The following is a 23,394-nucleotide window of genomic DNA, read 5'->3' on the forward strand; positions in this document are numbered from 1 at the left end:
ACCGGTTCAGTACGACGAGCCCGACGCGCCGAGGGAACCCGTCGGGTGCCAGACCGTCTTGGTCTCCAGGAACGCCGTCAGCCGGTCGGTGCCCGGAACCGCCGCGTAATCCACAGCCTGTGGACGCAGCACGCGCTTCAGGTTGTCCGCCGCCGCGATCTCCAGCTCCTTGGCCAGGACCTCGTCCGCGCCCGCCAGGTCGATCGCGTTGACGTCCTGGTGCGCGGCCAGCGGCGCCGCGATCTCCGCCGTACGGCCCGACAGGACGTTCACGACACCGCCGGGGACGTCGGAGGTGGCGAGGACCTCACCCAGCGACAGGGCCGGGAGCGGGGCGTTCTCGCTGGCGACCACGACCGCCGTGTTGCCCGTCGCGATCACCGGGGCCAGCACCGACACCAGGCCCAGGAACGACGACTCCTGGGGGGCCAGGACGGCGACCACACCCGTCGGTTCGGGGCACGACAGGTTGAAGTAGGGGCCCGCCACCGGGTTCGCGCCGCCGACCACCTGGGCGATCTTGTCGGTCCAGCCCGCGTACCAGACCCAGCGGTCGACCGCCGCGTCCACCTGGGCGGCGGCCTTCGACTTGGACAGGCCCTCGGCCTCGGCCACCTCGCGCACGAACTTGTCCCGGCGGCCCTCCAGCATCTCGGCGACCCGGTACAGGACCTGGCCCCGGTTGTAGGCCGTCGCGCCCGCCCAGCCGCCGAACGCCTTGCGCGCGGCCACCACCGCGTCACGGGCGTCCTTGCGGGACGAAAGGGGCGCGTTGGCCAGCCAGTTGCCCTTCGAGTCCGTCACCTCGTACACCCGGCCGCTCTCGGAACGCGGGAACTTCCCGCCGACGTACAGCTTGTAGGTCTTGAAGACGGACAGTCGGTCCGTGGTGCGGTCAGACATCGAGGTACGCCTCCAGGCCGTGGCGACCGCCCTCGCGGCCGAAGCCCGACTCCTTGTACCCGCCGAACGGCGAGGTCGGGTCGAACTTGTTGAACGTGTTGGACCAGACGACACCCGCGCGCAGCTTGTTCGCGACGGCGAGGATGCGCGAGCCCTTCTCGGTCCAGATGCCCGCCGAGAGGCCGTACTGGCTGTTGTTGGCCTTGGCTACCGCCTCGTCCGGCGTGCGGAAGGTGAGGACGGACAGGACCGGGCCGAAGATCTCGTCCCGGGCGATCCGGTGCGCCTGGGTGACGTTGAGGAACAGCGTCGGGGCGAACCAGTAGCCGGAGGAGGGCAGTTCGCAGGCCGGCGACCAGCGCTCGGCGCCCTCCGCCTCGCCCTGCTCCACGAGCGAGGTGATCCGGGCCAGCTGCTCGGCGGAGTTGATCGCGCCGATGTCCGTGTTCTTGTCCAGCGGGTCGCCCAGACGCAGCGTGGACAGCCGCCGCTTCAGGGAGTCGAGGAGCTCGTCCTGGACCGACTCCTGGACCAGCAGACGGCTGCCCGCGCAGCACACCTGGCCCTGGTTGAAGAAGATCCCGTTGACGATGCCCTCGACGGCCTGGTCGATCGGGGCGTCGTCGAAGACGATGTTCGCGCCCTTGCCGCCCAGTTCGAGGGTGACCTTCTTCGACGTGCCGGCGACCGTCCGCGCGATCTCCTTGCCGACCGCGGTCGAGCCGGTGAAGGCGACCTTGTTCACGTCCGGGTGCGCGACGAGCGCGGCGCCCGCGTCGCCGTACCCGGGAAGGATGTTGACGACGCCCTTGGGCAGACCGGCCTGGCGGCAGATGTCCGCGAAGAAGAGCGCGGAGAGGGGGGTGGTCTCCGCCGGCTTGAGCACGACCGTGTTGCCGGTCGCGAGCGCCGGGGCGATCTTCCATGCCAGCATCAGCAGCGGGAAGTTCCAGGGGATGACCTGGCCGGCCACGCCCAGCGGACGCGGATCGGCGCCGAATCCGGCGTGGCCGAGCTTGTCGGCCCAGCCCGCGTAGTAGAAGAAGTGCGCGGCGACCAGCGGGAGGTCGGCGTCGCGCGTCTCCTTGATGGGCTTGCCGTTGTCCAGGGTCTCCAGGACGGCCAGCTCACGGCTGCGCTCCTGGATGATCCGGGCGATGCGGAACAGGTACTTGGCGCGCTCCGAGCCGGGCAGCGCCGACCACTTCTCGAACGCCTTGCGGGCGGCCTTCACGGCCCGGTCGACGTCGGCCTCCCCGGCCTGGGCGATCTCGGAGAGGACCTCCTCGCTGCTGGGGGAGACCGTCTTGAAGACCTTGCCCTCGGCCGCGTCGACGAACTCGCCGTCGATGAACAGGCCGTAGGAGGGGGCGATGTCGACGACCGAGCGGGACTCGGGCGCCGGTGCGTACTCGAATGCGGTGGTCATCTTTTCCTTGGCCATGGTGATCAGTCCACCGTCACGTAGTCGGGGCCGGAGTAGCGGCCGGTGGCCAGCTTCTGACGCTGCATCAGCAGGTCGTTCAGGAGCGAGGAGGCACCGAAGCGGAACCAGTGGTTGTCCAGCCAGTCCTCGCCCGCGGTCTCGTTGACCAGGACGAGGAACTTGATCGCGTCCTTGGTCGTACGGATGCCGCCCGCGGGCTTCACGCCGACCTGGACGCCGGTCTGCGCGCGGAAGTCGCGCACCGCCTCCAGCATCAGCAGGGTGTTGGCGGGGGTGGCGTTGACCGCGACCTTGCCCGTCGAGGTCTTGATGAAGTCGGCGCCCGCCAGCATGCCGAGCCAGCTCGCGCGCCGGATGTTGTCGTACGTCGACAGCTCGCCGGTCTCGAAGATGACCTTGAGCCGGGCGGCCGTCCCGCACGCCTCGCGCACGGCGACGATCTCGTCGTACACCTTCATGAAGCGGCCCGCGAGGAACGCCCCGCGGTCGATGACCATGTCGATCTCGTCGGCGCCCGCGGCGACGGCGTCGCGCACGTCGGCCAGCTTGACGTCGAGGGCGGCACGGCCCGCGGGGAAGGCGGTGGCGACGGAGGCGACCTTGACGGACGAACCGGCGACGGCCTCCTTGGCGGTGGCCACCATGTCGGGATAGACGCAGACGGCGGCGGTCGCCGGGGTCGTCCGGTCGGTCGGGTCGGGGTGGACCGCCTTGGCGCCGAGCGCCCGGACCTTGCCCGGGGTGTCCGCGCCTTCCAGCGTCGTCAGGTCGACCATCGAGATGGCGAGGTCGATGGCGTACGCCTTCGCGGTGGTCTTGATGGAACGGGTCCCGAGCGAGGCGGCGCGCGCCTCCAGGCCGACCGCGTCGACGCCGGGCAGCCCGTGCAGGAAACGGCGCAGGGTGCTGTCGGACGCGGTGACGTCCGACAGGGAGTGCGCTGCGGCGGGGGCATTGGTGGGCATGGTCACCAGACGAGCATATCTACGCGCGTAGCGGCTTGTACACCCCGAGGACCGGGACGAAGACGGGCCGCGACGCACCCGGGGCCGGCGAACCCGGCCGCCCGCGGGGCCGGGACACACCTGAGGCACAATCGGCGGCATGACGACCAAGGACCGCATCTACCGCTCACCCGCGGCCATCGCCGGAGGCGTGTTGCTGCTGGCCATCATCGCCTGGCTGGGCATCGACGCCCTGTTCCGGGGCACCGACCGCACCCCCTGGCTGGCCCTCGCCTCGATGATCCTCGTCGTCCCGCTCGTCGTCGCCTTCACCCTGCGCCCCGCCGTCTTCGCGGGCGAGGACCGGCTGCGCGTCCGCAACCCGTTCCGGGTGATCACCCTGCCCTGGTCCCAGGTCGGCACGTTCCGCTCCGGCTACTCCAACGAGGTGCTCGACACCTCCGGCGCCAAGTTCCAGCTCTGGGCCGTCCCGGTGTCCCTGCGGGCCCGCAAGAAGGCCGCCCGCAAGGAGGGCCGCGCCGAGACGGACAAGGTGATGGACGAGCTGCGCCAACTGCGCGAGACCCACGAGAAGGCGGAGGGCGCGCAGGGCGAGACGAGCGTGCGCTGGGCGTACGAGATCCTCGGCCCGGCCGCCGCGGGCGCCGTCCTGCTGGCGATCCTGATCGCTCTCGGCTGACCCGCGTGAGCACCGACACGCCGCGGCCCCTGCCGCTGCCCGCCACCGCCATACCCGACGGCTGTCATGCCTGGGACAGCGAACAGGCCCGGCGCTGGGTGGGGGCGCGGCCTCCGCGCTGGGTGCCCGTGCGGACCCGGACCCTGGCCGTCCTGACCGCCGCGACGGTCGCGCTGTCCCTCGCGGTCCTCCTCGGCCCGCTCACCGGCGTGACGCCGTTCGCCGCCGCGTTCCTCGCCCTCCACGCCGTCTGGCTGCCGACCCGGCCCGAGATCGTCCGGTTCACCGCGCCCGCGCTCGTCGTCCTGACGGCCGTGCCCCGGTTCTCCTGGCCGCTCACCGCCGTCGCGGTCGTCTGCGCGGGACTCTGCCTCGGCCTCGCCGAACTGCGGCTCGCCGCCCGCGGACGCCAGCGCGAGGCCGCGCTCGCCGCCACCGGCGAGGTGACCGCACCGGTGCCCCAGGAGGGACGGCCGCCGCGCCGGGGCCTCGCCCTGACCTGGTCCGGGGCCGCCGTGGCCGTGCTCGGCGTGGCGCTCGCCGCGACCTCGGGGCTCTGGGAGGGCACCGACCGCGACGGCGCCGCGACCGTCGGGCTCTTCACGGCCGGCCTGGGCGCCACCCTCGTGTTCTCCGGGTACCTGGGCCGCCGCCGGTCCGCCGCCCTGCGCGGCACGCCCGTGCCGGTGCTGCGGGTCCTGGTGCGGGAGCTGCCCGACGCCCGCACCGAGGTGTTCGCGGCGGACGACGAACAGGCCCTGCGCCCCCTGTTCACGGTCTTCACGATGGAGGCCGACGCGATCACCCCCCTCGACGACGAGGAGGACGGCGCACCGGACGAGGACGACGAGGCGATCGAGGAACTCCTCGCCGCCCTCGACACCGAGGCGATCGGCCCGCTGCGGGAGGCCGTCCTGTACGGGCTGCCGTACGACGGCGCCGAGACGGCCGTCGTGGCCGCCGACGAGGAGCCGGACGAGCCGCCCGTCGTCGAGTGGTCGACCGGCCCCGTACGACCGCTCTCGGAGCACGCCGCGGGACGGCGCACCCGCGACGAGAAGCGGGCCGCCGCCCAGGACTCCGAGCACGCCGAGCGGGCCCGCGCCGCCGCCGAGGGCCTCGCCGCGCTGCCGGTGCGCGGTTGGCGGCCCGGCCCGCTGGACCTGCTGGCGAGCGCGCTGATGGTGCAGTGGGGCATCAGCACCTTCTGGGCCATGTTCCTGGACGACGGGACCCCCCTGTGGCAACAGGCCTGCGGTCTGCTGCTCGGCCTGGCCGGCGCCTACCGGCTCTCCGTGAAGCTGTTCTGGCGTGTCACCGCCGACCGCGACGGACTGTGGATCAACGGCCAGCGCCGCCCCGTCCACATCCCCTGGGACGACCTGCGGTCGGTCCGGCACGAGGCCCTCGAGCTGAAGATCCGCTGGAAGGGCGGCGGCTCCTGGGCCGTCGCCGCGCCCCGCTGGAACTGGCTCCAGCGCAAGCGGAACCTGACCCACCCCTACACCCGCCTGGCCGCCGAACTCACCGCCCTCCGCGACACCCCCGACCTGCGCCCCACGGGCGAGAGCGCCGGGGCCGGACGGGGCCTCGTGCTGTGGCCGCTCACCCTGCTGTTCGCGGCGGTGTGGGTGGGGAGCATCGCTTACGCGCGGTACGGGTCGTAGGCCGCGGGACGGACGGAGCGGGCCGGCGGGCGACCGGGCCTGGGGCGGACGGGCGCCGGAGCCGTCCGCTGTTCGGTGCGCCGCAGACGCCGGGACCTGGATGACGGCCGCTCGGGGTTCACGGCTCGGCACGGCGGGCGACCGGGGCGGGGGTCGGCTGCCCGCCGGTCGGCGGGATTCGGATGCCGGGCGGCGGACGAAAGGGTTCGTCGACCGTCGGCGGCGGTGGCTTGGTCGTGGCGGCGCGGGCGGCCGGGAGTTTCCTGTGTGCCGGGAGCTGGATGGTGGCTGCTGGGGGTTCCTGGAGCGGGACGGCGGGCCCCGGGGCGGTCGTCCGCCGGGTGCCGGGTTCGTCTGATCGCCGTGCAGGAAGGTGGTTCCCGGCGGCGCGGGTGGCCGGGGTGACGGCCGGTCGGGGGGCGTGGACCGGGACAGCGGGCGGCCGGGGGCCGGGCGCCCGCTGTCCCGGGGGGTTTCAGATTCCGGCCGCTGCCGACAGGTCCTGCTTGATGGCTGTCAGGAGCTCGGTCGCCCTGGTGCGGGCGGACGGGAGGTCGGCGTGGGACGGGACCGGGACCACGACCTCCAGGTAGCACTTCAGCTTCGGCTCGGTGCCGCTCGGGCGGACGACGACCCGGGCGCCGTCCAGCGTGTACCGCAGCCCGTCGGTGGGCGGCAGGGTGTCGGTGCCCCGGGTGAGGTCCTCGGCCCTGGTGATCGCGAGGCCCGCCAGCTCCGTCGGCGGACGCTCGCGCAGCGCGCGCATCGCGGCGGCGATGACGGACAGGTCCTCGACGCGGACGGAGAGCTGGTCGGTGGCGTGCAGGCCGTGCTCCACGGCGAGGTCGTCCAGCAGGTCGAGCAGCGTGCGGCCGTCCTCCTTCAGGACGGAGGCCAGCTCCGTGACGAGCAGCGCCGCCGTGATGCCGTCCTTGTCCCGTACGCCCTCCGGGTCCACGCAGTAGCCGAGGGCCTCCTCGTAGCCGTACCGCAGTCCCTCGACGCGGGCGATCCACTTGAAGCCGGTCAGGGTCTCCTCGTACGGCAGGCCCGCCTTCTCCGCGATCCGGCCGAGCAGCGAGGAGGAGACGATCGACTCGGCGAACGTGCCGCTCACGCCCCGGCCGACCAGGTGCGCGGCGAGCAGCGCGCCCACCTCGTCGCCGCGCAGCATCCGCCAGGCGCCGCCGTCCTTCACGGCCACCGCGCAGCGGTCCGCGTCGGGGTCGTTGGCGATGACCAGGTCCGGGTCCACCTCATGGGCCTTCGCGAACGCCAGGTCCATCGCGCCCGGCTCCTCCGGGTTGGGGAAGGACACCGTCGGGAAGTCCGGGTGGGGCTCGGCCTGCTCGGCGACCAGCGCCGGGGCGGGGAAGCCGGCCCGGGCGAACGCGGCGAGCAGGACGTCCTTGCCGACGCCGTGCATCGCCGTGTAGACCGTGCGGGCGGTGCGCGGGGAGCCGGGGGAGAGCACCGCGTCCGTGCGGGCGAGGTACGCGTCGAGCACCGCGTCGTCGAGGACGTCCCAGCCCTCGGTGGGCCGCGGCACGTCGTGCAGACTGGCGATCGCGTCGATCTCCGCGGCGATCTCCGCGTCCGCGGGCGGCACGATCTGCGAGCCGTCGCCCAGGTACACCTTGTAGCCGTTGTCCCGGGGCGGGTTGTGGCTGGCGGTGACCTCGACCCCGGCGACCGCGCCCAGATGCCTTATCGCGAAGGCGAGAACAGGGGTGGGCAGGGGCCGGGGCAGGACGGCCGCGCGCAGACCCGCGCCCGTCATCACCGCGGCCGTGTCACGGGCGAAGTCCTCGGACTTGTGGCGGGCGTCGTAGCCGATGACGACCAGGCCGTCCGTCTCGCCCTTCGCCCTGAGGTACGCGGCGAGGCCCGCCGCGGCGCGGACGACCACCGTGCGGTTCATGCGCATCGGGCCCGCGCCGAGTTCGCCCCGCAGGCCCGCGGTGCCGAACTGGAGGGTGCCGGCGAAGCGTGCGGTGAGCTCCTGCGTGTCGCCGGACTCGATGAGCTTGGCGAGCTCGTCGCGGGTGTCCGGGTCCGGGTCCTCGGCCAGCCAGGTCTCGGCCCGGGCGATGAGATCGTCGTGCACGTCGGGTCAACCTCTCGTGTTCGTGTGTGTCGGCGGGGCCGGTTCCGCGCCCCCGCCGCCCCTTTCCTTCCCGTTCCCGTTCCCGTCCAGGGGGACCCCCGCTCCTCGGACGCCGGAGGGGCTGAGAACCACGGGGGAGGCCGGGTTACAGGCGGCCCAGCACCTGGGCCAGGAGCGCGCCCATCTGGGTGGCGCTGTCGCGGCCCGCCTGGAGGACCTCCTCGTGGTTGAGGGGCTCGCCCGTCATGCCGGCGGCCAGGTTCGTGACCAGGGAGATGCCGAGGACCTCCGCACCCGCCTCGCGCGCGGCGATGGCCTCCAGCACGGTCGACATGCCCACCAGGTCGGCGCCGATGACCCGGGCCATCCGGATCTCGGCCGGGGTCTCGTAGTGCGGGCCGGGGAACTGGGCGTAGACGCCCTCCTCCAGCGTGGGGTCGATCTCCTTGCACAGGGCGCGCAGCCGGGGCGAGTACAGGTCCGTCAGGTCGACGAAGTTCGCGCCGATGATCGGGGAGGCCGCCGTGAGGTTGATGTGGTCGCTGATCAGGACCGGCTGCCCGGGGCGCATGCCCTCGCGCAGACCACCGCATCCGTTGGTCAGGACGATCGTCTTGCAGCTGGCCGCCACCGCGGTCCGCACCCCGTGCGCGACGGCGGCCACGCCGCGGCCCTCGTAGTAGTGCGTACGGCCCAGGAAGACCAGCGCGCGCTTCTCGCCGATCTGGTAGGAGCGGATCTTGCCGCCGTGGCCCTCGACCGCGGGCGGCGGGAAGCCGGGCAGCTCGGTGACCTGGAACTCCGCGTCGGGAGCACCGAGGGCGTCCACGGCCGGCGCCCAGCCGGAGCCCATCACGAGGGCGACGTCATGGGTCTCGGCGCCGGTCAGTTCGCGCAGGCGCGAGGCGGCGGCGTCGGCGGCCGCATGGGGGTCGCCCTGGATGTCGTCCGGAAGAAGAGATGCGTTCACGCGGATGAGCGTAGCTGGTCTGGGCCTACGCGCGTAGATGACAGAGCCAACGGGATGGCGATCGTTGTCTTGTCGTTTCCAACGAGAGGTGTGACCGCCGTTACTCGTACGGACCGTCCGGATCAGCAGGGGCGCTTGCGCAGCTCCATCACGTAGTCGTGCGGCGCGCCCGCCGACTCCGCCGCGTCGGCCACCTCGCCCAGGTACCGCGCCGAGGGCAGCCCGCCCTCGTAGGCGTTCAGGACGTACAGCCACGCCGATTCCTCGGAGTCCAGGGTGTGGACCCGCACACGCGCGCGGCGGTAGATGTCCAGGCCGACGCCCTCCCAGCGGTCCAGGGACTCCTCGTCCATCGGCGCGATGTCGTAGAGCGCCACGAAGACCTGGGACAGCGGGTCCTCGACGATCGTCGCGAGCGCGCCCTCCCAGCCGAGCTGCTCGCCCCCGAAGGTCAGCCGCCACCCGTTCAGCCAGCCCGTGGCACGCAGCGGGGAGTGGGGTGCGCGGCGGGACATCAGCCGCGCGTCGAGGTTGCCGGCGTACGCGGCGTAGAGCGACATGGGGAGAGGGTACGGCAGGCGTATCGGGCGTCACTCCCGTAACGGTGACGTCTCCGCCCGGGGCCCCGGGACGTAGCACCTTGAAGCGTGCGGGACAATGGAGTACGTGACTCGGATCGTGATCATCGGTGGCGGACCCGGCGGCTACGAAGCGGCGCTGGTGGCAGCGCAGCTCGGCGCGGAGGTGACCGTCGTCGACTGCGACGGTCTGGGCGGAGCGTCGGTGCTGACCGACTGCGTGCCGTCGAAGACCCTTATCGCTACGGCCGAGGTGATGACCACCTTCGACTCGTCGTACGAAGAGCTCGGCATCATCGTCGCCGACGACACCCCCCACATCGACACCCCCGCGCGGGTCGTCGGCGTGGACCTCGGCAAGGTCAACCGCCGGGTGAAGCGGCTCGCCCTCGCCCAGTCGCACGACATCACCGCCTCCGTCACCCGGGCGGGCGCACGCGTGCTGCGCGGCCGGGGACGGCTCGACGGCATGCAGGCCCTGGACGGCTCCCGCAAGGTCCTCGTCACCGCCGCCGACGGCACCGAGGAGACCCTCGTCGCCGACGCGGTGCTCATCGCGACCGGCGGGCACCCGCGCGAGCTGGCCGACGCCCAGCCCGACGGCGAGCGCATCCTCAACTGGACCCAGGTCTACGACCTCACCGAGCTGCCCGAGGAGCTCATCGTGGTCGGCTCCGGTGTGACCGGCGCCGAGTTCGCGGGCGCCTACCAGGCCCTCGGCTCGAAGGTGACGCTCGTGTCGTCCCGGGACCGCGTGCTGCCGGGCGAGGACCCGGACGCCGCCGCCGTCCTGGAGGACGTCTTCCGGCGCCGCGGCATGAACGTCATGGCCCGCTCCCGCGCCGAGTCCGCCAAGCGGGTCGGCGACCGCGTCGAGGTCACCCTCGCCGACGGGCGGGTCATCACCGGCACGCACTGCCTGATGGCCGTCGGCGCCATCCCCAACTCCGCCGGGCTGGGCCTGGAGGAGGCCGGGGTCAGGCTGCGCGACTCCGGGCACATCTGGACCGACAAGGTCTCCCGGACCACCGCGCCCGGCGTGTACGCCGCCGGTGACGTCACCGGGGTCTTCGCCCTCGCCTCCGTCGCCGCCATGCAGGGCCGCATCGCCATGTACCACTTCCTCGGCGACGCGGTGGCCCCGCTGAACCTGAAGACCGTCTCCTCCAACGTCTTCACCGACCCCGAGATCGCCACCGTCGGCTACAGCCAGGCCGACGTCGACGCGGGCAAGATCGACGCCCGGGTCGTCAAGCTGCCGCTCCTGCGCAACCCGCGCGCCAAGATGCAGGGCATCCGCGACGGCTTCGTCAAGATCTTCTGCCGGCCGGGCACGGGGATCGTCGTCGGCGGTGTCGTCGTCGCGCCGCGCGCCTCGGAGCTCATCCACCCGATCTCGATCGCCGTCGACAACAACCTGACCGTCGAACAGATCGCGAACGCGTTCACCGTGTACCCGTCCCTTTCGGGGTCGATCGCGGAGGTCGCCCGTCAGCTCCACACCCGTAAGGAGACCGGCGCGAGCTGAGTCCGAAACCGACTCCCCGCTGGTCACGGGGAGTTGTCGACCATTCGCGCGGCATAGTCGACGAGACTAGGCCCTATACCACTTACGACTCTGCCGTGCGAACAACTTCGTTTATTCAGCGCATACCGCTGAAAGCAGACGGTCACCCGCGTTACTGTCAGTTTCGTGTTCGCTGCAGAACGTCGCCAATTGATCCTCGAAATGGTGCGAGCGAACGGGGCCGTGTCGCTCCGTGAGCTCGCCCGCGTCGTCCAGACCTCCGAAGTGACCGTACGGCGGGACGTGCGCGCACTGGAGGCAGAAGGACTCCTCGACCGCCGGCATGGCGGTGCGGTATTGCCGGGCGGGTTCACGCGGGAGTCCGGCTTTCCGCAGAAGTCTCATCTCGCGACCGCCGAGAAGACGGCCATCGCCGACCTCGCCGCGAACTTCGTCGAAGAAGGCGAAGCGATCGTGGTCGGGGCGGGTACGACGACGCAGGAGCTGGCTCGCCGGCTCGCTCGCGTACCCGGGCTGACCGTCGTCACCAACTCCCTGTTGGTGGCCCAGGCGTTGGCCCACGCGAACCGGGTGGAGGTCGTGATGACCGGCGGCACTCTGCGCGGTTCCAACTACGCGTTGGTGGGCAGCGGTGCCGAACAGTCCCTCCAGGGGCTGCGGGTGTCGCGTGCCTTCCTCTCCGGCAGCGGTCTGACCGCCGAACGCGGGCTCTCCACGTCCAACATGCTGTCGGCGTCCGTCGACCGGGCGTTGGTGCAGGCCGCGGCGGAGGTCGTGATCCTCGCCGATCACACCAAGCTCGGTACGGACACCATGTTCCAGACCGTGCCCACGGATGTGATCACCCGGCTGGTGACGGACGAGCCGCCCGCGCACGACGATCGTGCGGGAGCGGAGTTGCAGGCGCTGGCGGATCAGGGCGTGCAGATCGCTGTCGCCGGAGGGGCCGGCGGTGGTGATGCCGTCCCCCCGCGCCAGGCTCGCCGTGACGTCGCTCTGCCGGGGCCCCGGCGGGGGCAGGCGCCGGGGGGTGCGTTGCGCGCGGCTGTCGTTGGTGAGGGGGCGGCGGCCGAACGGGGGCGCGTCGCTGATATGCGGCGGCGGTAGGTCGTCCGGGACGGGCGTTGTGGGGGTTGCGATGGTTCGCCGGGTGCGGGCCGGTCGTGGCTCTTCGCGCAGTTCCCCGCGCCCCTGAGAGGGTGGCTGTGGGTTCGTTGGCTGCGGGGCTGTTGTGGCTGGTCGCGCAGTTCCCCGCGCCCCTGAGAGGGTGGCTGTGGGTTCGTTGGCTGCGGGGCTGTTGTGGCTGGTCGCGCAGTTCCCCGCGCCCCTTGGGGCCGCGTCCCTTGAGGTCGCGTCCCGTGAGGGCACGCCCTTTGAGGTCGCGTCCCTCCGGTCGTGTCCGCGAGGTCCGGGGGCTGTGGGGCTAGGTGGTGGTGGGGGTCAGGCCCTGCCAGGTCAGGTGGAGGAGTCTGGCGGCCAGTCGGTCGTCCTCCGGGTTCTCCTCCGCCGCCAGCGCGATCGCGTGGGTCAGCTGGAGGAGGTCCGTGATGGCCACGGACTCGCGTACCGCGCCCGCCTGTTGGGCTCGGGTGAGCAGGGTCTGCCCGGCCTCCCGGATGGGGTCGCTGCATCGGGCCAGGGCCGAGGAGCCGTCACGGGAGACGGACATCAACGCCCGTGCCAGACCGCGGTACTCGCCGGCGTGCGTGATCATCTCGCCCAGCCAGGTCACCAGGGCCGAGCAGGGGTCGGGGGCCCGTGACAACTCGCGGGCCCGCGCCAGCAGTTGCGTCACCGCGTCCTCGAAGACCGCGCCCAGCAGGGCGTCACGGTTGGGGAAGTGACGGTAGAGCGTGCCGATGCCGACACCGGCGCGGCGCGCCACGTCCTCCAGCGACGCCTCGGCCCCGTGCGCGGCGAAGGCCGCGCGGGCCTCGGCCAGGAGCCGCTCGTGGTTGCGGCGGGCATCGGCGCGCATGGCACGGGCCGGTACGGCCGTCCCGTCGTCCCGCGTCACCTGCCCCAAGGCTCCCACCTGCTCTCCCTCGCATCTCACCGTGGCTCAAGGATGCCATCACCCCGTCCGGCGGTTCCCGGAGGAGCAGCGGAACGCCCGGCGCGCTGGGGTTCCAGGGCGCCGGGCGTTCCGGGTGTCGTGCGGGGTGCGTCAGTCCTTGATCTCGCAGATCGCCGCGCCCGAGGTGATCGACGCGCCGACCTCGGCCGACAGGCCCTTGACCGTGCCGGAGCGGTGCGCGTTCAGCGGCTGCTCCATCTTCATGGCCTCCAGGACGACGATCAGATCGCCCTCCTTGACCTCCTGGCCCTCCTCGACGGCGATCTTGACGATCGTGCCCTGCATCGGGGAGGCGAGGGTGTCGCCGGAGGCCACGGGGCCGGACTTCTTGGCCGCGCGCCGCTTCGGCTTGGCCCCGGCGGCGAGACCCGTGCGGGCCAGCGACATGCCGAGGGAGGACGGGAGGGAGACCTCGAGACGCTTGCCGCCGACCTCGACGACCACCGTCTCGCGGCCGGACTCGTCGTCCGTGTCCGCGTCGGCCGGGGCCGCGAAGGGCTTGATCTCGTTGACGAACTCGGTCTCGATCCAGCGGGTGTGGACCGTGAACGGGTCGTCGGAGCCGGTGAGCTCGGGCGCGAAGGCCGGGTCCTTGACGACCGCGCGGTGGAACGGGATCGCCGTGGCCATGCCCTCGACCTGGAACTCCTCCAGCGCGCGGGAGGCCCGCTGGAGCGCCTGCTCACGGGTGGCACCGGTGACGATCAGCTTGGCCAGCAGGGAGTCCCAGGCCGGGCCGATGACCGAGCCGGACTCGACGCCCGCGTCCAGGCGGACGCCCGGGCCGGACGGCGGGTCGAAGACGGTGACCGTGCCGGGCGCGGGGAGGAAGTTGCGGCCCGGGTCCTCGCCGTTGATGCGGAACTCGAAGGAATGGCCGCGCAGCTCCGGGTCGCCGTAGCCGAGCTCCTCGCCGTCGGCGATGCGGAACATCTCGCGCACCAGGTCGATGCCGGCGACCTCCTCGGTGACCGGGTGCTCCACCTGGAGACGGGTGTTGACCTCCAGGAAGGAGATCGTGCCGTCGAGGCCGACCAGGAACTCCACCGTGCCGGCGCCGACGTAGCCGGCCTCCTTCAGGATGGCCTTCGAGGACGCGTACAGCTCGGCGACCTGGGCCTCGGAGAGGAACGGCGCCGGGGCCTCCTCGACCAGCTTCTGGTGGCGGCGCTGGAGCGAGCAGTCACGCGTGGAGACGACGACCACGTTGCCGTGGGAGTCGGCCAGGCACTGCGTCTCCACATGCCGCGGCTTGTCCAGGTAGCGCTCCACGAAGCACTCGCCGCGGCCGAAGGCGGCGACCGCCTCGCGCACCGCGGAGTCGTACAGCTCCGGGACCTCCTCCAGCGTCCGGGCGACCTTCAGACCGCGGCCACCGCCACCGAAGGCGGCCTTGATCGCGATCGGCAGACCGTGCTCCTCGGCGAACGCCACGACCTCCTCGGCGCCGCTCACCGGGTCCGGCGTGCCGGCGACCAGCGGGGCACCGGCGCGCTGCGCGATGTGCCGGGCGGCGACCTTGTCACCGAGGTCACGGATGGCCTGCGGGGGCGGGCCGATCCAGATCAGGTCCGCGTCCAGGACCGCCTGGGCGAACTCGGCGTTCTCGGAGAGGAAGCCGTAGCCCGGGTGGATGGCGTCCGCACCGGACTCCCGGGCGGCGTTCAGGACCTTCCCGATGTCCAGATAACTGGTGGCCGGAGTGTCACCGCCCAGGGCGAACGCCTCATCCGCGGCGCGGACATGCAGAGCGTCCCGGTCCGGGTCGGCGTACACGGCCACGCTCGCGATGCCGGCATCCCGGCAGGCCCGGGCAACGCGGACAGCGATTTCGCCACGGTTGGCGATGAGCACCTTGCGCACGATTGAGGCTCCCTCCTTGAAACAAGCCGAGTTTAGGGACAGCCGACACGGCACTTCGACCCGTCCCCAATGGTGAGCTTGCCCACACGGAGCGTGATTCGAGGCTTGCTCGACCCGTGAAATCCCTTGTCGCACCTAGGTGCGCAGGACTCCTGCGGGAAACCCTAGCCGCCTCCTGTGGTCAAGGTCTCTGTCATCACGTGCTGCGGGCCACTCCGTTTCTTTGTGGAGTCCCTACGAATGGCCCAATGATTCTTTGCCGTTGACGGAACCCTTGTCTCAAGGTTTACCCGTTAGTAGCGTTCGCGTCGTATCGAACGTACTTCGAGTAACAAGAGCTCGGCTTGAAGGTGGGTGGGGGCCGGTGGTGCGCAGGCCGGTGGCGTGGATCGTGGCGGTGCTGCTCTTCGTCGAGGCACTCGGCATAGCGGCTGTCCAGTGGTTCCTCGGAGTGGTCGTCGACCGCCAGGACATGTCCCTGGCCGGCCTCGACCCCGGCATGATGTCCGTGTCCTCGAAGATCGGCGGGATCGTCTTCGGGCTCTACTTCGGCTTCTGCGGGCTGGTCGCCCTGCTCGTCGCGCTGCGCGACCGGGCGCCCGCCGGACTCGGGCGTGTCCTGCTCATCAGCGCGGCCGTCGTGCACGCGCTGCTGGGGGCCTTCGCCTGGGGCCTGCTCGGCCCCGCGGAGTTCGGCTACATGGTCGTCGTGTTCGCCCTGATCGTGCTGCTCCTGATGACCTACGACGGCCGGCCGGAGCCCCGCGACACGGTGCCGGACAAGCCGGCGCCCGTGCCCGACAGCGGGATCACGCCTGGCGCGGCGCCCACAACTCCGTGATGCCCACGCCCAGTCGGCCCAGCAGCCTGCGCACCAGCGGCAGGCTGATGCCGATCACGTTGCCGTGGTCGCCGTCGATGCCGTCGACGAACGGCGCGCTGCGGCCGTCCAGGGTGAACGCGCCGGCGACGTGGAGGGGCTCGCCCGAGGCGACGTAGGCGGCGATCTCCCCGTCCGTCGGCTCGCCGAAGCGGACGACGGTCGAGGCGACGGCGGAGACGTACCGTCCGGTGACCGTGTCGTAGACGCAGTGGCCGGTCTGGAGGGTCCCGGCGCGTCCGCGCATGGACTTCCAGCGGGCGGTGGCCTCCTCGGCGTCGGCGGGCTTGCCGAGCGCCTCGCCGTCCAGGTCGAGGACCGAGTCGCAGCCGATCACCAGCGCGCCGCTCACCTCCGGGCGGGCGGCCACCACGGACGCCTTCGCCTCGGCGAGCGCCAGCGCCAGATCGGCGGGGGTGGGGGCGGTCACGGCGTCCTCGTCCACGCCGCTCACGATGACCTCGGGGGCGAGGCCGGCCTGGCGCAGCAGGTTCAGCCGGGCGGGGCTCTGCGAGGCGAGGACGAGGCGGCGGTGCGGCTGATCGGTCATGCGGTCAGCGTAGTCCGGCCACGACCATCGCGAGGACCATGGCCAACGCCATCAGAACGCCCAGTCTGCGCAGCATCGCCTGCATGTCCCGCAGTTCCTCGGGCGGTTCGTCTTCGGGGTCGGACCAGAGCATGCCTCCAGGGTGCGCGGACGGCCTGCGCCGGCGCCTGAGTACGGGTACTCAACTTGGCGCCGGCGATTCCGGTGACTGTCCGCGATCCCGGTCGCGCTACTGCGGCCCGTAGCTGCGCGCCCAGGCCCCCGGGCCCGCCTGCGGCAGCCGGTGCGCGGCGATGCGCGCCGGGTCCGACCACGCGTCCCTGGCACGTTCCGCGCCGGGTGGCGGGGCCGTGGCCGCCGCGGCGCGGGCCCTGACCACCGCCAGGGCGGCGGCCAGCTCCTCCGGGGTCGGGTTGCCCCGTACGACCTTGATGACCACAGCGGCTCCTTAGAGGGGGATGTTGCCGTGCTTCTTCGGGGGCAGGGACTCCCGCTTCGTGCGCAGCTGACGCAGCCCGCGGACGATGTGACGGCGGGTGTCGGACGGTGTGATCACGGCGTCGACATAGCCGCGCTCGGCCGCCACGTAGGGGTTGAGGAGCGCGTCCTCGTACTCCTGGATCAGCCGGGCCCGCACCGCCTCCAGGTCCTCCCCGGCGGCCTCGGCCTCGGCGAGGGTGCGGCGGTGCAGGATGTTCACCGCGCCCTGGGCGCCCATCACGGCGATCTGGGCGGTCGGCCAGGCGAGGTTGAGGTCGGCGCCCAGGTGCTTGGAGCCCATGACGTCGTAGGCGCCGCCGAAGGCCTTGCGGGTGATGACCGTGATCAGCGGGACCGTGGCCTCCGCGTAGGCGTAGATCAGCTTGGCGCCGCGGCGGATGATGCCGTCGTGCTCCTGGTCGACGCCGGGCAGGAAGCCGGGGACGTCCACGAAGGTGATGACCGGGACGTTGAACGCGTCGCAGGTGCGGACGAACCGGGCCGCCTTCTCGCTCGCCTTGATGTCCAGGCAGCCGGCGAACTGCATCGGCTGGTTGGCGACGATCCCGACCGGGCGCCCCTCCACCCGCCCGAAGCCGGTCACGATGTTCGGCGCGAACAGGGCCTGCGTCTCGAAGAACTCGGCGTCGTCCAGGACGTGTTCGATGACCGTGACCACGTTGTACGGCTGGTTCGCGCTGTCCGGCACGATCGTGTCCAGCTCGCGGTCCTCGTCGGTGAGCGCGAGGTCCGCCTCCTCCGGGAACACCGGCGGCTCGGAGAGGTTGTTGGACGGCAGGTACGACAGCAGCTGCTTGACGTACTCGATGGCGTCCTTCTCGTCGCCCGCCATGTGATGGGCCACGCCGGACACCGAGTTGTGGGTCCGGGCGCCGCCCAGCTCCTCGAAGCCGACGTCCTCGCCGGTGACGGTCTTGATGACGTCCGGGCCGGTGATGAACATGTGCGAGGTCTGGTCGACCATCACCGTGAAGTCGGTGATCGCGGGGGAGTAGACCGCGCCGCCCGCGCACGGGCCGACGACCAGCGAGATCTGCGGGATCACCCCGGAGGCGTGGGTGTTGCGGCGGAAGATCTCGCCGTACGCGCCCAGCGAGGCGACCCCCTCCTGGATGCGGGCGCCGCCGGAGTCGTTGATGCCGATGACCGGACAGCCGGTCTTCAGCGCGAAGTCCATGACCTTCACGATCTTCTGCCCGTAGACCTCGCCCAGCGCGCCGCCGAAGACGGTGAAGTCCTGGGAGAAGACGGCCACGGGACGCCCGTCGACGGTGCCGTACCCGGTGACGACGCCGTCGCCGTAGGGCCGGTTGTTCTCCAGGCCGAAGTTGGTGGAGCGGTGCCGGGCGAACTCGTCCAACTCCATGAAGGAGCCCTCGTCGAGGAGCAGCTCGATCCGCTCACGAGCCGTCAGCTTGCCTTTGGAGTGCTGCTTCTCCACGGCGCGTTCGGAGCCGGCGTGCGTCGCCTCGTCGATACGGCGCTGGAGGTCCGCGAGCTTGCCCGCGGTGGTGTGGATGTCGATCTCTTCCGGCTCGGACATCGGCCTGCGGCTCCCTGCCTGCTCAAAGGGGGGACGGTTACTCATCCGTAGAGTAGTGGCGGGGTCACCGATCGGCTGTGCGGCATTCAACACACCTAGGGTGGCTTGCATGACACCGCGAGATGCCTCAGACGACAGCCGCTGGTCCGACCTCGACCGTCCGCCGCTCAACGCGACCGCGCTGCGGCGCGGGCTGGTGCGGGACGGGGGCCTGTGGCGCGCGGTGGACGTGGTGGCCCGCACCGGCTCCACCAACAGCGATCTGGCGGCCCTCGCGGCCAAGGGTGAGGCCGCCGAGGGCGCGGTGCTCGTCGCCGAGGAGCAGACCGCGGGCCGGGGCCGGCTGGACCGGCGGTGGACGGCGCCCGCCCGCTCGGGGCTGTTCTTCTCGGTGCTGCTCACGCCCGCCGAGGTGCCGGTGAGCCGCTGGGGCTGGCTTCCCCTTCTCACGGGCGTGGCCGTGGCCACCGGGCTGTCCCGCGCGGCCGGCGTCGACACGGCACTCAAGTGGCCCAACGACCTGCTGGTGACCGTCGGCGGCGAGGAACGCAAGGCGGGCGGCATCCTCGCGGAGCGGGCGGGCGAGGACGGCGTCGTCGTCGGCGTCGGCGTCAACGTGAGCCTGCGCGCCGACGAGCTGCCCGTGCCGCAGGCGGCCTCCCTGGCGCTCGCGGGCGCCGTCGGCACCGACCGTGACCCGCTGCTGCGGGCCGTGCTGCGCTCCCTGGAGGAGTGGTACGGCCGTTGGCGCGAGGCCGCGGGCGACCCCGGCGCCAGCGGCCTCCAGGAGGCCTACGCGGCGGGCTGCGCGACCCTCGGCCGCACGGTCCGCGCCGAGCTCCCCGGAGACCGTTCCCTGGTCGGTGAGGCCGTGGCGATCGACGGCGACGGCCGGCTGGTCCTCGCCACGGCGGACGGCGTGCAGGAACCGGTGGGGGCGGGGGACATCGTGCATCTGCGCCCGGCGTGAGCGGGTGGGCGTCCGCGACCGGTGCGAAGGTGTGCTTCCACCGGTTCTCCCCTGACGGAGTGAGCTACGGCACACCTGCCGTAAAGTGAAGGCCGGTCGATACCTGACCGCGGCAGATCGGAAGGGCAGCAGGCGTGACCGTGGACGACACCGATGCCGCCGACCCCGGCGGGCATCCGCTGGCCGTGCGGCTCGAAGCGCTCATCCTCGGGGCCGAACGTCGTTACACGCCCTTCCAGGCGGCCCGGACCGCCGGTGTCTCCATGGAGCTGGCGACCCGCTTCTGGCGGGCCATGGGCTTCGCCGACGTCGGCCAGGCCAAGGCCTTCACCGAGGCGGACGTCCTCGCGCTGCGGCGGCTGGCCGGTCTCGTCGAGGCCGGGCTGCTGAGCGAGGCCATGGCCGTGCAGGTCGCCCGCTCGACCGGGCAGACCACCGCCCGGCTCGCCGAGTGGCAGATCGACTCCTTCCTGGAGGGACTGACCGAGCCCCCCGAGCCCGGGATGACCCGCACCGAGGTGACGTACCCGATCATCGAGCTGCTCCTGCCCGAGCTGGAGGAGTTCCTCGTCTACGTCTGGCGCCGCCAGCTCGCCGCCTCCGCGGGGCGGGTCGTGCAGGCCGCCGACGACGAGGAGATGGTCGACCGGCGTCTCGCCGTCGGCTTCGCCGACCTCGTGGGCTTCACCCGGCTGACCCGCCGCATGGAGGAGGAGGAGCTCGGCGAGCTCGTCGAGGCCTTCGAGACCACCGCCGCGGACCTCGTCGCGGCCCACGGCGGCCGGCTCATCAAGACCCTCGGCGACGAGGTGCTGTACTCCGCCGACGACTCGGGCATCGCCGCCGAGATCGCGCTGCGGCTCATCGAGACCATGGCGAACGACGAGACCATGCCCGAACTGCGCGTCGGCATCGCCTTCGGCACGGTCACCACCCGCATGGGCGATGTCTTCGGCACCACCGTGAACCTGGCCTCCCGGCTGACGTCGATAGCTCCCCGTGACGCCGTCCTCGTCGACAGCGCGTTCGCCGAGGAGCTGATCCGTGTCGGCGACGCGCCGGCCTCGGAGGCCGCCGCCGCGGAGGAGGCGGCGACCGCCGAGAAGGAGGGCGAGGACCCGCCGGCCTACCGCTTCGGCCTCCAGCCCATGTGGCAGCGCCCCGTCCGCGGCCTCGGCGTGGTCGAGCCCTGGCTCCTGACCCGCCGCAACGGACCGTCCGCCTCCTAGGCCCCGGTCAGCCGCGGCTGTTGACCGCCGGGCGACGGTCTTTCCTTCTGGATCGTGTCCGCCCGGCTCTCCTGGCCGTCCTGGTCGTCCTAGTCGTCCTAGTCGTCCTGGTCGTGCCGGTCCCTCAGCGGGTCCACGCACAGGCCGATCACCGGGACGCAGACGCCGCCGCCGGGCTGGGCGGGGGTGCTCTGGGTGGGCGCCGGTGCGCTGCTCCGGGTGGGCGTCGGCGTCGGCGTCGCCGCCGGGCGGGGTGCGGTGGTGGTCGGGGCCGGTGCGGGCGGGGTCTTCGGGAGGGGCGTGGCGACCGGGGCCGGGGCCGAGGAGGCGGGCCGCGGCGCGGCGGCCGTGGGGCGCGGCACGACGGTGACGCCCCGCGTCGGTGTCGCGCTCGCCCCGCCCATCGCGGCCGTCGCCGACGGGCCCGCCGGCCGGGGCGGGTCCGGGACGGTCGCCGCCGCGTTGGTCGCCCGGTCCGTGACGCCCTCGTCGATACGGGGTTCCGCCTCGGCGGTGGCGGCACCCGGGCCGCCCGGGTCCGGGGTCAGCCGGACCAGGCTCAGCGCGCCCGCGGCCAGCGCCAGCCCGCCGGCGGCCAGGAGCACCTTGCGGGGACGGGGGCGGCGGTGACGGCCGCGCGGCCCGAACGGACGCGGTACGGACGGCCCGGAGTCCCCGGCCGCGCTGTCCATCGTCGTCATCCCGATCCCTCCCCGAAGCAACGCGCACGCACGCTATGCGCTGCCGCGCGCGCCCGGACCCGGGTCGGGCGGATGTCACTCGAACGGGGAGCCGGACCGCACGGGGCCGGGGCGGGCCTCCCCTTTCGTCCGCCGGGCCGGGCTGCGATGATCGGGCCGGACAGGAACTGTTAACCCGCGTTAACCGGAGGACGTCATGAGCGAGGAGCGGTACGGGGAGTTCGTGCTGGTGAGGCGGCACGGGCACGTCGCGGAACTCGCCCTGGACCGGCCGGCGGCCATGAACGCGGTGTCCACCGCGACGGCCCGCTCGATCGCCGAGGCGTGCGCGGCGCTCGGCGACGACAAGGCCGTACGGGCGGTGGTGGTGACCTCGACGCACGAGCGGGCCTTCTGTGTCGGCGCCGACCTCAAGGAGCGCAACTCCTTCAGCGACGCGGACCTGGTGCGCCAGCGGCCCGTCGCCCGGAGCGCCTACACCGGCGTGCTGGAGCTGCCCGTGCCGACCGTGGCGGCCGTCCACGGGTTCGCGCTCGGCGGGGGCTTCGAGCTGGCCCTGGCCTGCGATCTGATCGTGGCCGACACGACGGCCGTGGTGGGGCTGCCCGAGGTGTCGGTCGGGGTGATCCCGGGCGGCGGCGGCACCCAGCTGCTGCCCCGGCGGGTGGGCGCGGCCCGGGCGGCCGAGCTGATCTTCACCGCCCGGCGGGTGGCCGCCGAGGAGGCGCGGGAGCTGGGCCTGGTGGACGAACTGGTGGAGGCCGGGCAGGACCGGGCGCGGGCGCTGGAGCTGGGCGCCGGGATCGCGGCGAACTCGCCCGTGGGGCTGCGCGCGGCGAAGCGGGCGCTGCGGCTCGGGCACGGTCTCGATCTGCGGGCGGGTCTGGAGGTCGAGGACGCCGCGTGGCGCTCGGTGGCGTTCTCCGGGGACCGGGCGGAGGGTGTGGCGGCGTTCAACGAGAAGCGGAGCCCGGACTGGCCGGGGGAGTAGCCGGGGCGCTCGCCAGGGGTCCCTTCACTCCACGTGACCGTCCAACGTCCCTTTTCTGGCGAAACCTCCCTAGCCTGGAGGGATGGGAGAGGACACGCGGCTCACGGCCGTAGTCACGCTTGCGCAGGGCATGGCCGCCGCGCACACGCCCCGCGAGTCCTGGCGCGCGGCGGCGACCGGCGCGTGCCGCGCGCTCGGCGGGAGCTTCGCGGCGCTGTCCGTGTGGGAGCGGGAGCTGGGGCGGCTCAGGGTCCTCGTCAACGTCGGGGAGCGTGCGCCGGACGAGGAGGAGTTCCCCGACGCCGAGGCCTACCCGGTGCACCGGTTCCCGGAGATCACCGAGTTCCTGCACGAGCGCTGGGCGGGCGGCGGCGAGCCCGACGCGTGGGTGGAGACCGCGTCCGGGCCCTCGGCCGGCCGGCCCGGATACGTCCATCAGCGGGTCGCGGCGCTGCGCCGGCGCGGGCGCGGCTGCTGTGTCGTCGCGCCGGTCGTGCTGAACGGACGGGCCTGGGGCGAGCTGTACGTGGCCCGCCCGGCCGGGGCCACCGTCTTCGACCGGGCCGACGCCGACTTCGCGACGGTGCTCGCCGCGGTCGTCGCCGCGGGGCTCGCGCAGACCGAGCGGCTGGAGGAGGCCCGGCGGCTGGCGTTCACCGACGCGCTGACCGGGCTCGCCAACCGCCGCGCCGTGGACGTGCGCCTGGAGGAGGCCGTGGAGCGGCACCGGCGGGAGGGGGTCGTCGTCAGTCTCGTGGTCTGCGACCTCAACGGGCTCAAGCGGGTCAACGACACCCGGGGGCACGCGGTGGGCGACCGGCTGCTGGAGCGGTTCGGGTCGGTGCTGTCGCTGTGCGGGGCGATGGTGCCGGGGGCGCTGGCCGCGCGGCTCGGCGGCGACGAGTTCTGTCTGCTGGCCGTGGGGGCGCCCGCCGACGACGTGGTGCGGGCGGCCGACGAACTGTGCCGGCGGGCCGCGGAGCTGGAGCTGGGGGAGGGGGTGGCCTGCGGGGTCGCGTCCACGGAGGACCCGATCGGGCCCGTGCGCTCCGCCCGGCGGCTGTTCCGGCTCGCGGACGCGGCGCAGTACAAGGCGAAGGCCGAGCGGGCGGCCAAGCCGGTCGTCGCGGGCCGGTCGGGGCCGGACGACCCCGTAGTGCGGCTCGCGGACGCGCCCTCGCGGGAGGCGCGCGGGGAGCGGCGGCGGTTCCGGGGGCGGCGGCCGTGACGGCGCGTGGGCCGTGG

At 72.8% G+C, this 23,394-nt stretch carries 22 protein-coding genes; 9 read left to right on the forward strand and 13 right to left on the reverse strand.

Annotation, left to right across the window (positions count from 1 at the left end; all coding sequences use genetic code 11):
- Nucleotides 1-6: 6 nt before the first annotated feature.
- From ACIPSE_RS06100 to deoC, 3 genes are read right to left on the reverse strand one after another with little or no spacing between them, the layout of a single operon-like run.
- Nucleotides 7-903 carry an aldehyde dehydrogenase family protein gene (locus ACIPSE_RS06100; protein ID WP_401657943.1) on the reverse strand — a complete coding sequence of 299 codons (897 nt, stop codon included), beginning with the start codon at nt 901-903 and terminating at the stop codon, nt 7-9.
- Nucleotides 896-2,332 carry an aldehyde dehydrogenase family protein gene (locus ACIPSE_RS06105; protein ID WP_401657945.1) on the reverse strand — a complete coding sequence of 479 codons (1,437 nt, stop codon included), beginning with the start codon at nt 2,330-2,332 and terminating at the stop codon, nt 896-898. Before ACIPSE_RS06105 ends, ACIPSE_RS06100 begins: the two co-directional genes overlap by 8 nt.
- 20 nt (nt 2,333-2,352) lie before the next feature.
- Nucleotides 2,353-3,315 carry a deoxyribose-phosphate aldolase gene (gene deoC, locus ACIPSE_RS06110; RefSeq protein WP_401659707.1) on the reverse strand — a complete coding sequence of 321 codons (963 nt, stop codon included), beginning with the start codon at nt 3,313-3,315 and terminating at the stop codon, nt 2,353-2,355.
- 139 nt (nt 3,316-3,454) lie between these two features.
- On the opposite strand from deoC, the gene ACIPSE_RS06115 reads away from it, so the two are divergent.
- Nucleotides 3,455-3,994 carry a PH domain-containing protein gene (locus ACIPSE_RS06115; RefSeq protein WP_401657947.1) on the forward strand — a complete coding sequence of 180 codons (540 nt, stop codon included), beginning with the start codon at nt 3,455-3,457 and terminating at the stop codon, nt 3,992-3,994.
- 5 nt (nt 3,995-3,999) lie between these two features.
- A complete protein-coding gene (locus tag ACIPSE_RS06120; RefSeq protein ID WP_401657949.1) occupies nt 4,000-5,661 on the forward strand; it encodes a hypothetical protein in 1,662 nt (553 codons plus the stop codon).
- A gap of 475 nt (nt 5,662-6,136) precedes the next feature.
- Here the strand turns inward: ACIPSE_RS06120 and ACIPSE_RS06125 are convergent, their stop codons facing one another.
- The 3 genes from ACIPSE_RS06125 to ACIPSE_RS06135 all read right to left on the reverse strand — a co-directional run bounded on the left by ACIPSE_RS06125 (nt 6,137) and on the right by ACIPSE_RS06135 (nt 9,298).
- A complete protein-coding gene (locus ACIPSE_RS06125; protein ID WP_401657951.1) occupies nt 6,137-7,768 on the reverse strand; it encodes a phospho-sugar mutase in 1,632 nt (543 codons plus the stop codon).
- Between the two features lie 145 nt (nt 7,769-7,913).
- Entirely contained in the window at nt 7,914-8,738 is an 825-nt protein-coding gene (locus tag ACIPSE_RS06130; RefSeq protein ID WP_401657953.1) for a purine-nucleoside phosphorylase, read from the reverse strand.
- Between the two features lie 122 nt (nt 8,739-8,860).
- A complete protein-coding gene (locus ACIPSE_RS06135) occupies nt 8,861-9,298 on the reverse strand; it encodes a gamma-glutamylcyclotransferase (protein ID WP_401657955.1) in 438 nt (145 codons plus the stop codon).
- 97 nt (nt 9,299-9,395) lie between these two features.
- On the opposite strand from ACIPSE_RS06135, the gene ACIPSE_RS06140 reads away from it, so the two are divergent.
- Entirely contained in the window at nt 9,396-10,844 is a 1,449-nt protein-coding gene (locus ACIPSE_RS06140) for an NAD(P)H-quinone dehydrogenase (protein ID WP_401657957.1), read from the forward strand.
- Between the two features lie 165 nt (nt 10,845-11,009).
- On the forward strand, nt 11,010-11,951 hold the full coding sequence (locus tag ACIPSE_RS06145; RefSeq protein WP_401657959.1) for a DeoR/GlpR family DNA-binding transcription regulator: 942 nt from the start codon (nt 11,010-11,012) through the stop codon (nt 11,949-11,951).
- 316 nt (nt 11,952-12,267) lie between these two features.
- On the opposite strand, the gene ACIPSE_RS06150 is transcribed toward ACIPSE_RS06145, so the two are convergent.
- Both ACIPSE_RS06150 and ACIPSE_RS06155 read right to left on the reverse strand, forming a co-directional pair.
- Nucleotides 12,268-12,822 carry a TetR/AcrR family transcriptional regulator gene (locus tag ACIPSE_RS06150; RefSeq protein ID WP_401659710.1) on the reverse strand — a complete coding sequence of 185 codons (555 nt, stop codon included), beginning with the start codon at nt 12,820-12,822 and terminating at the stop codon, nt 12,268-12,270.
- Between the two features lie 189 nt (nt 12,823-13,011).
- The gene (locus ACIPSE_RS06155) at nt 13,012-14,784 is read right to left on the reverse strand and encodes an acetyl/propionyl/methylcrotonyl-CoA carboxylase subunit alpha (protein WP_401657961.1); all 1,773 of its coding nucleotides are present in this window, start codon (nt 14,782-14,784) and stop codon (nt 13,012-13,014) included.
- 364 nt (nt 14,785-15,148) lie between these two features.
- On the opposite strand from ACIPSE_RS06155, the gene ACIPSE_RS06160 reads away from it, so the two are divergent.
- A complete protein-coding gene (locus tag ACIPSE_RS06160) occupies nt 15,149-15,625 on the forward strand; it encodes a hypothetical protein (RefSeq protein ID WP_401657963.1) in 477 nt (158 codons plus the stop codon).
- On the opposite strand, the gene ACIPSE_RS06165 is transcribed toward ACIPSE_RS06160, so the two are convergent.
- The 4 genes from ACIPSE_RS06165 to ACIPSE_RS06180 all read right to left on the reverse strand — a co-directional run bounded on the left by ACIPSE_RS06165 (nt 15,594) and on the right by ACIPSE_RS06180 (nt 18,258).
- On the reverse strand, nt 15,594-16,214 hold the full coding sequence (locus ACIPSE_RS06165) for a Maf family protein (RefSeq protein WP_401657964.1): 621 nt from the start codon (nt 16,212-16,214) through the stop codon (nt 15,594-15,596). The genes ACIPSE_RS06160 and ACIPSE_RS06165 overlap by 32 nt on opposite strands.
- Before the next feature lie 4 nt (nt 16,215-16,218).
- On the reverse strand, nt 16,219-16,347 hold the full coding sequence (gene mmpB, locus ACIPSE_RS06170; RefSeq protein WP_401657965.1) for a morphogenic membrane protein MmpB: 129 nt from the start codon (nt 16,345-16,347) through the stop codon (nt 16,219-16,221).
- A gap of 96 nt (nt 16,348-16,443) precedes the next feature.
- Nucleotides 16,444-16,653 carry an acyl-CoA carboxylase epsilon subunit gene (locus ACIPSE_RS06175; RefSeq protein WP_401657967.1) on the reverse strand — a complete coding sequence of 70 codons (210 nt, stop codon included), beginning with the start codon at nt 16,651-16,653 and terminating at the stop codon, nt 16,444-16,446.
- A 9-nt stretch (nt 16,654-16,662) separates the two neighbouring features.
- Nucleotides 16,663-18,258, reverse strand: a complete 1,596-nt coding sequence (locus ACIPSE_RS06180) for an acyl-CoA carboxylase subunit beta (protein WP_401657969.1) — start codon at nt 18,256-18,258, stop codon at nt 16,663-16,665.
- 109 nt (nt 18,259-18,367) lie between these two features.
- Between ACIPSE_RS06180 and ACIPSE_RS06185 the strand changes: the two genes are divergently transcribed.
- Together ACIPSE_RS06185 and ACIPSE_RS06190 are read left to right on the forward strand one after the other, a co-directional pair.
- A complete protein-coding gene (locus tag ACIPSE_RS06185; RefSeq protein ID WP_401657971.1) occupies nt 18,368-19,228 on the forward strand; it encodes a biotin--[acetyl-CoA-carboxylase] ligase in 861 nt (286 codons plus the stop codon).
- Between the two features lie 134 nt (nt 19,229-19,362).
- Nucleotides 19,363-20,457 carry an adenylate/guanylate cyclase domain-containing protein gene (locus ACIPSE_RS06190; RefSeq protein WP_401657973.1) on the forward strand — a complete coding sequence of 365 codons (1,095 nt, stop codon included), beginning with the start codon at nt 19,363-19,365 and terminating at the stop codon, nt 20,455-20,457.
- Nucleotides 20,458-20,555: 98 nt separating this feature from the next.
- Here ACIPSE_RS06190 and ACIPSE_RS06195 read toward each other — a convergent pair whose 3' ends face one another.
- Nucleotides 20,556-21,158 carry a hypothetical protein gene (locus tag ACIPSE_RS06195; RefSeq protein WP_401657975.1) on the reverse strand — a complete coding sequence of 201 codons (603 nt, stop codon included), beginning with the start codon at nt 21,156-21,158 and terminating at the stop codon, nt 20,556-20,558.
- 196 nt (nt 21,159-21,354) lie between these two features.
- Here ACIPSE_RS06195 and ACIPSE_RS06200 point away from each other — a divergent pair, with 196 nt between their 5' ends.
- Nucleotides 21,355-22,149, forward strand: coding sequence for an enoyl-CoA hydratase/isomerase family protein (locus tag ACIPSE_RS06200; protein ID WP_401657977.1), 795 nt, complete (start codon nt 21,355-21,357; stop codon nt 22,147-22,149).
- A gap of 82 nt (nt 22,150-22,231) precedes the next feature.
- Nucleotides 22,232-23,377: a diguanylate cyclase domain-containing protein gene (locus ACIPSE_RS06205; protein ID WP_401657979.1), complete on the forward strand. Its 1,146-nt coding sequence runs from the start codon at nt 22,232-22,234 to the stop codon at nt 23,375-23,377.
- Nucleotides 23,378-23,394: the final 17 nt, after the last annotated feature.

Source organism: Streptomyces sp. NPDC090106 (assembly GCF_044747265.1).
GTDB lineage: Bacteria > Actinomycetota > Actinomycetes > Streptomycetales > Streptomycetaceae > Streptomyces.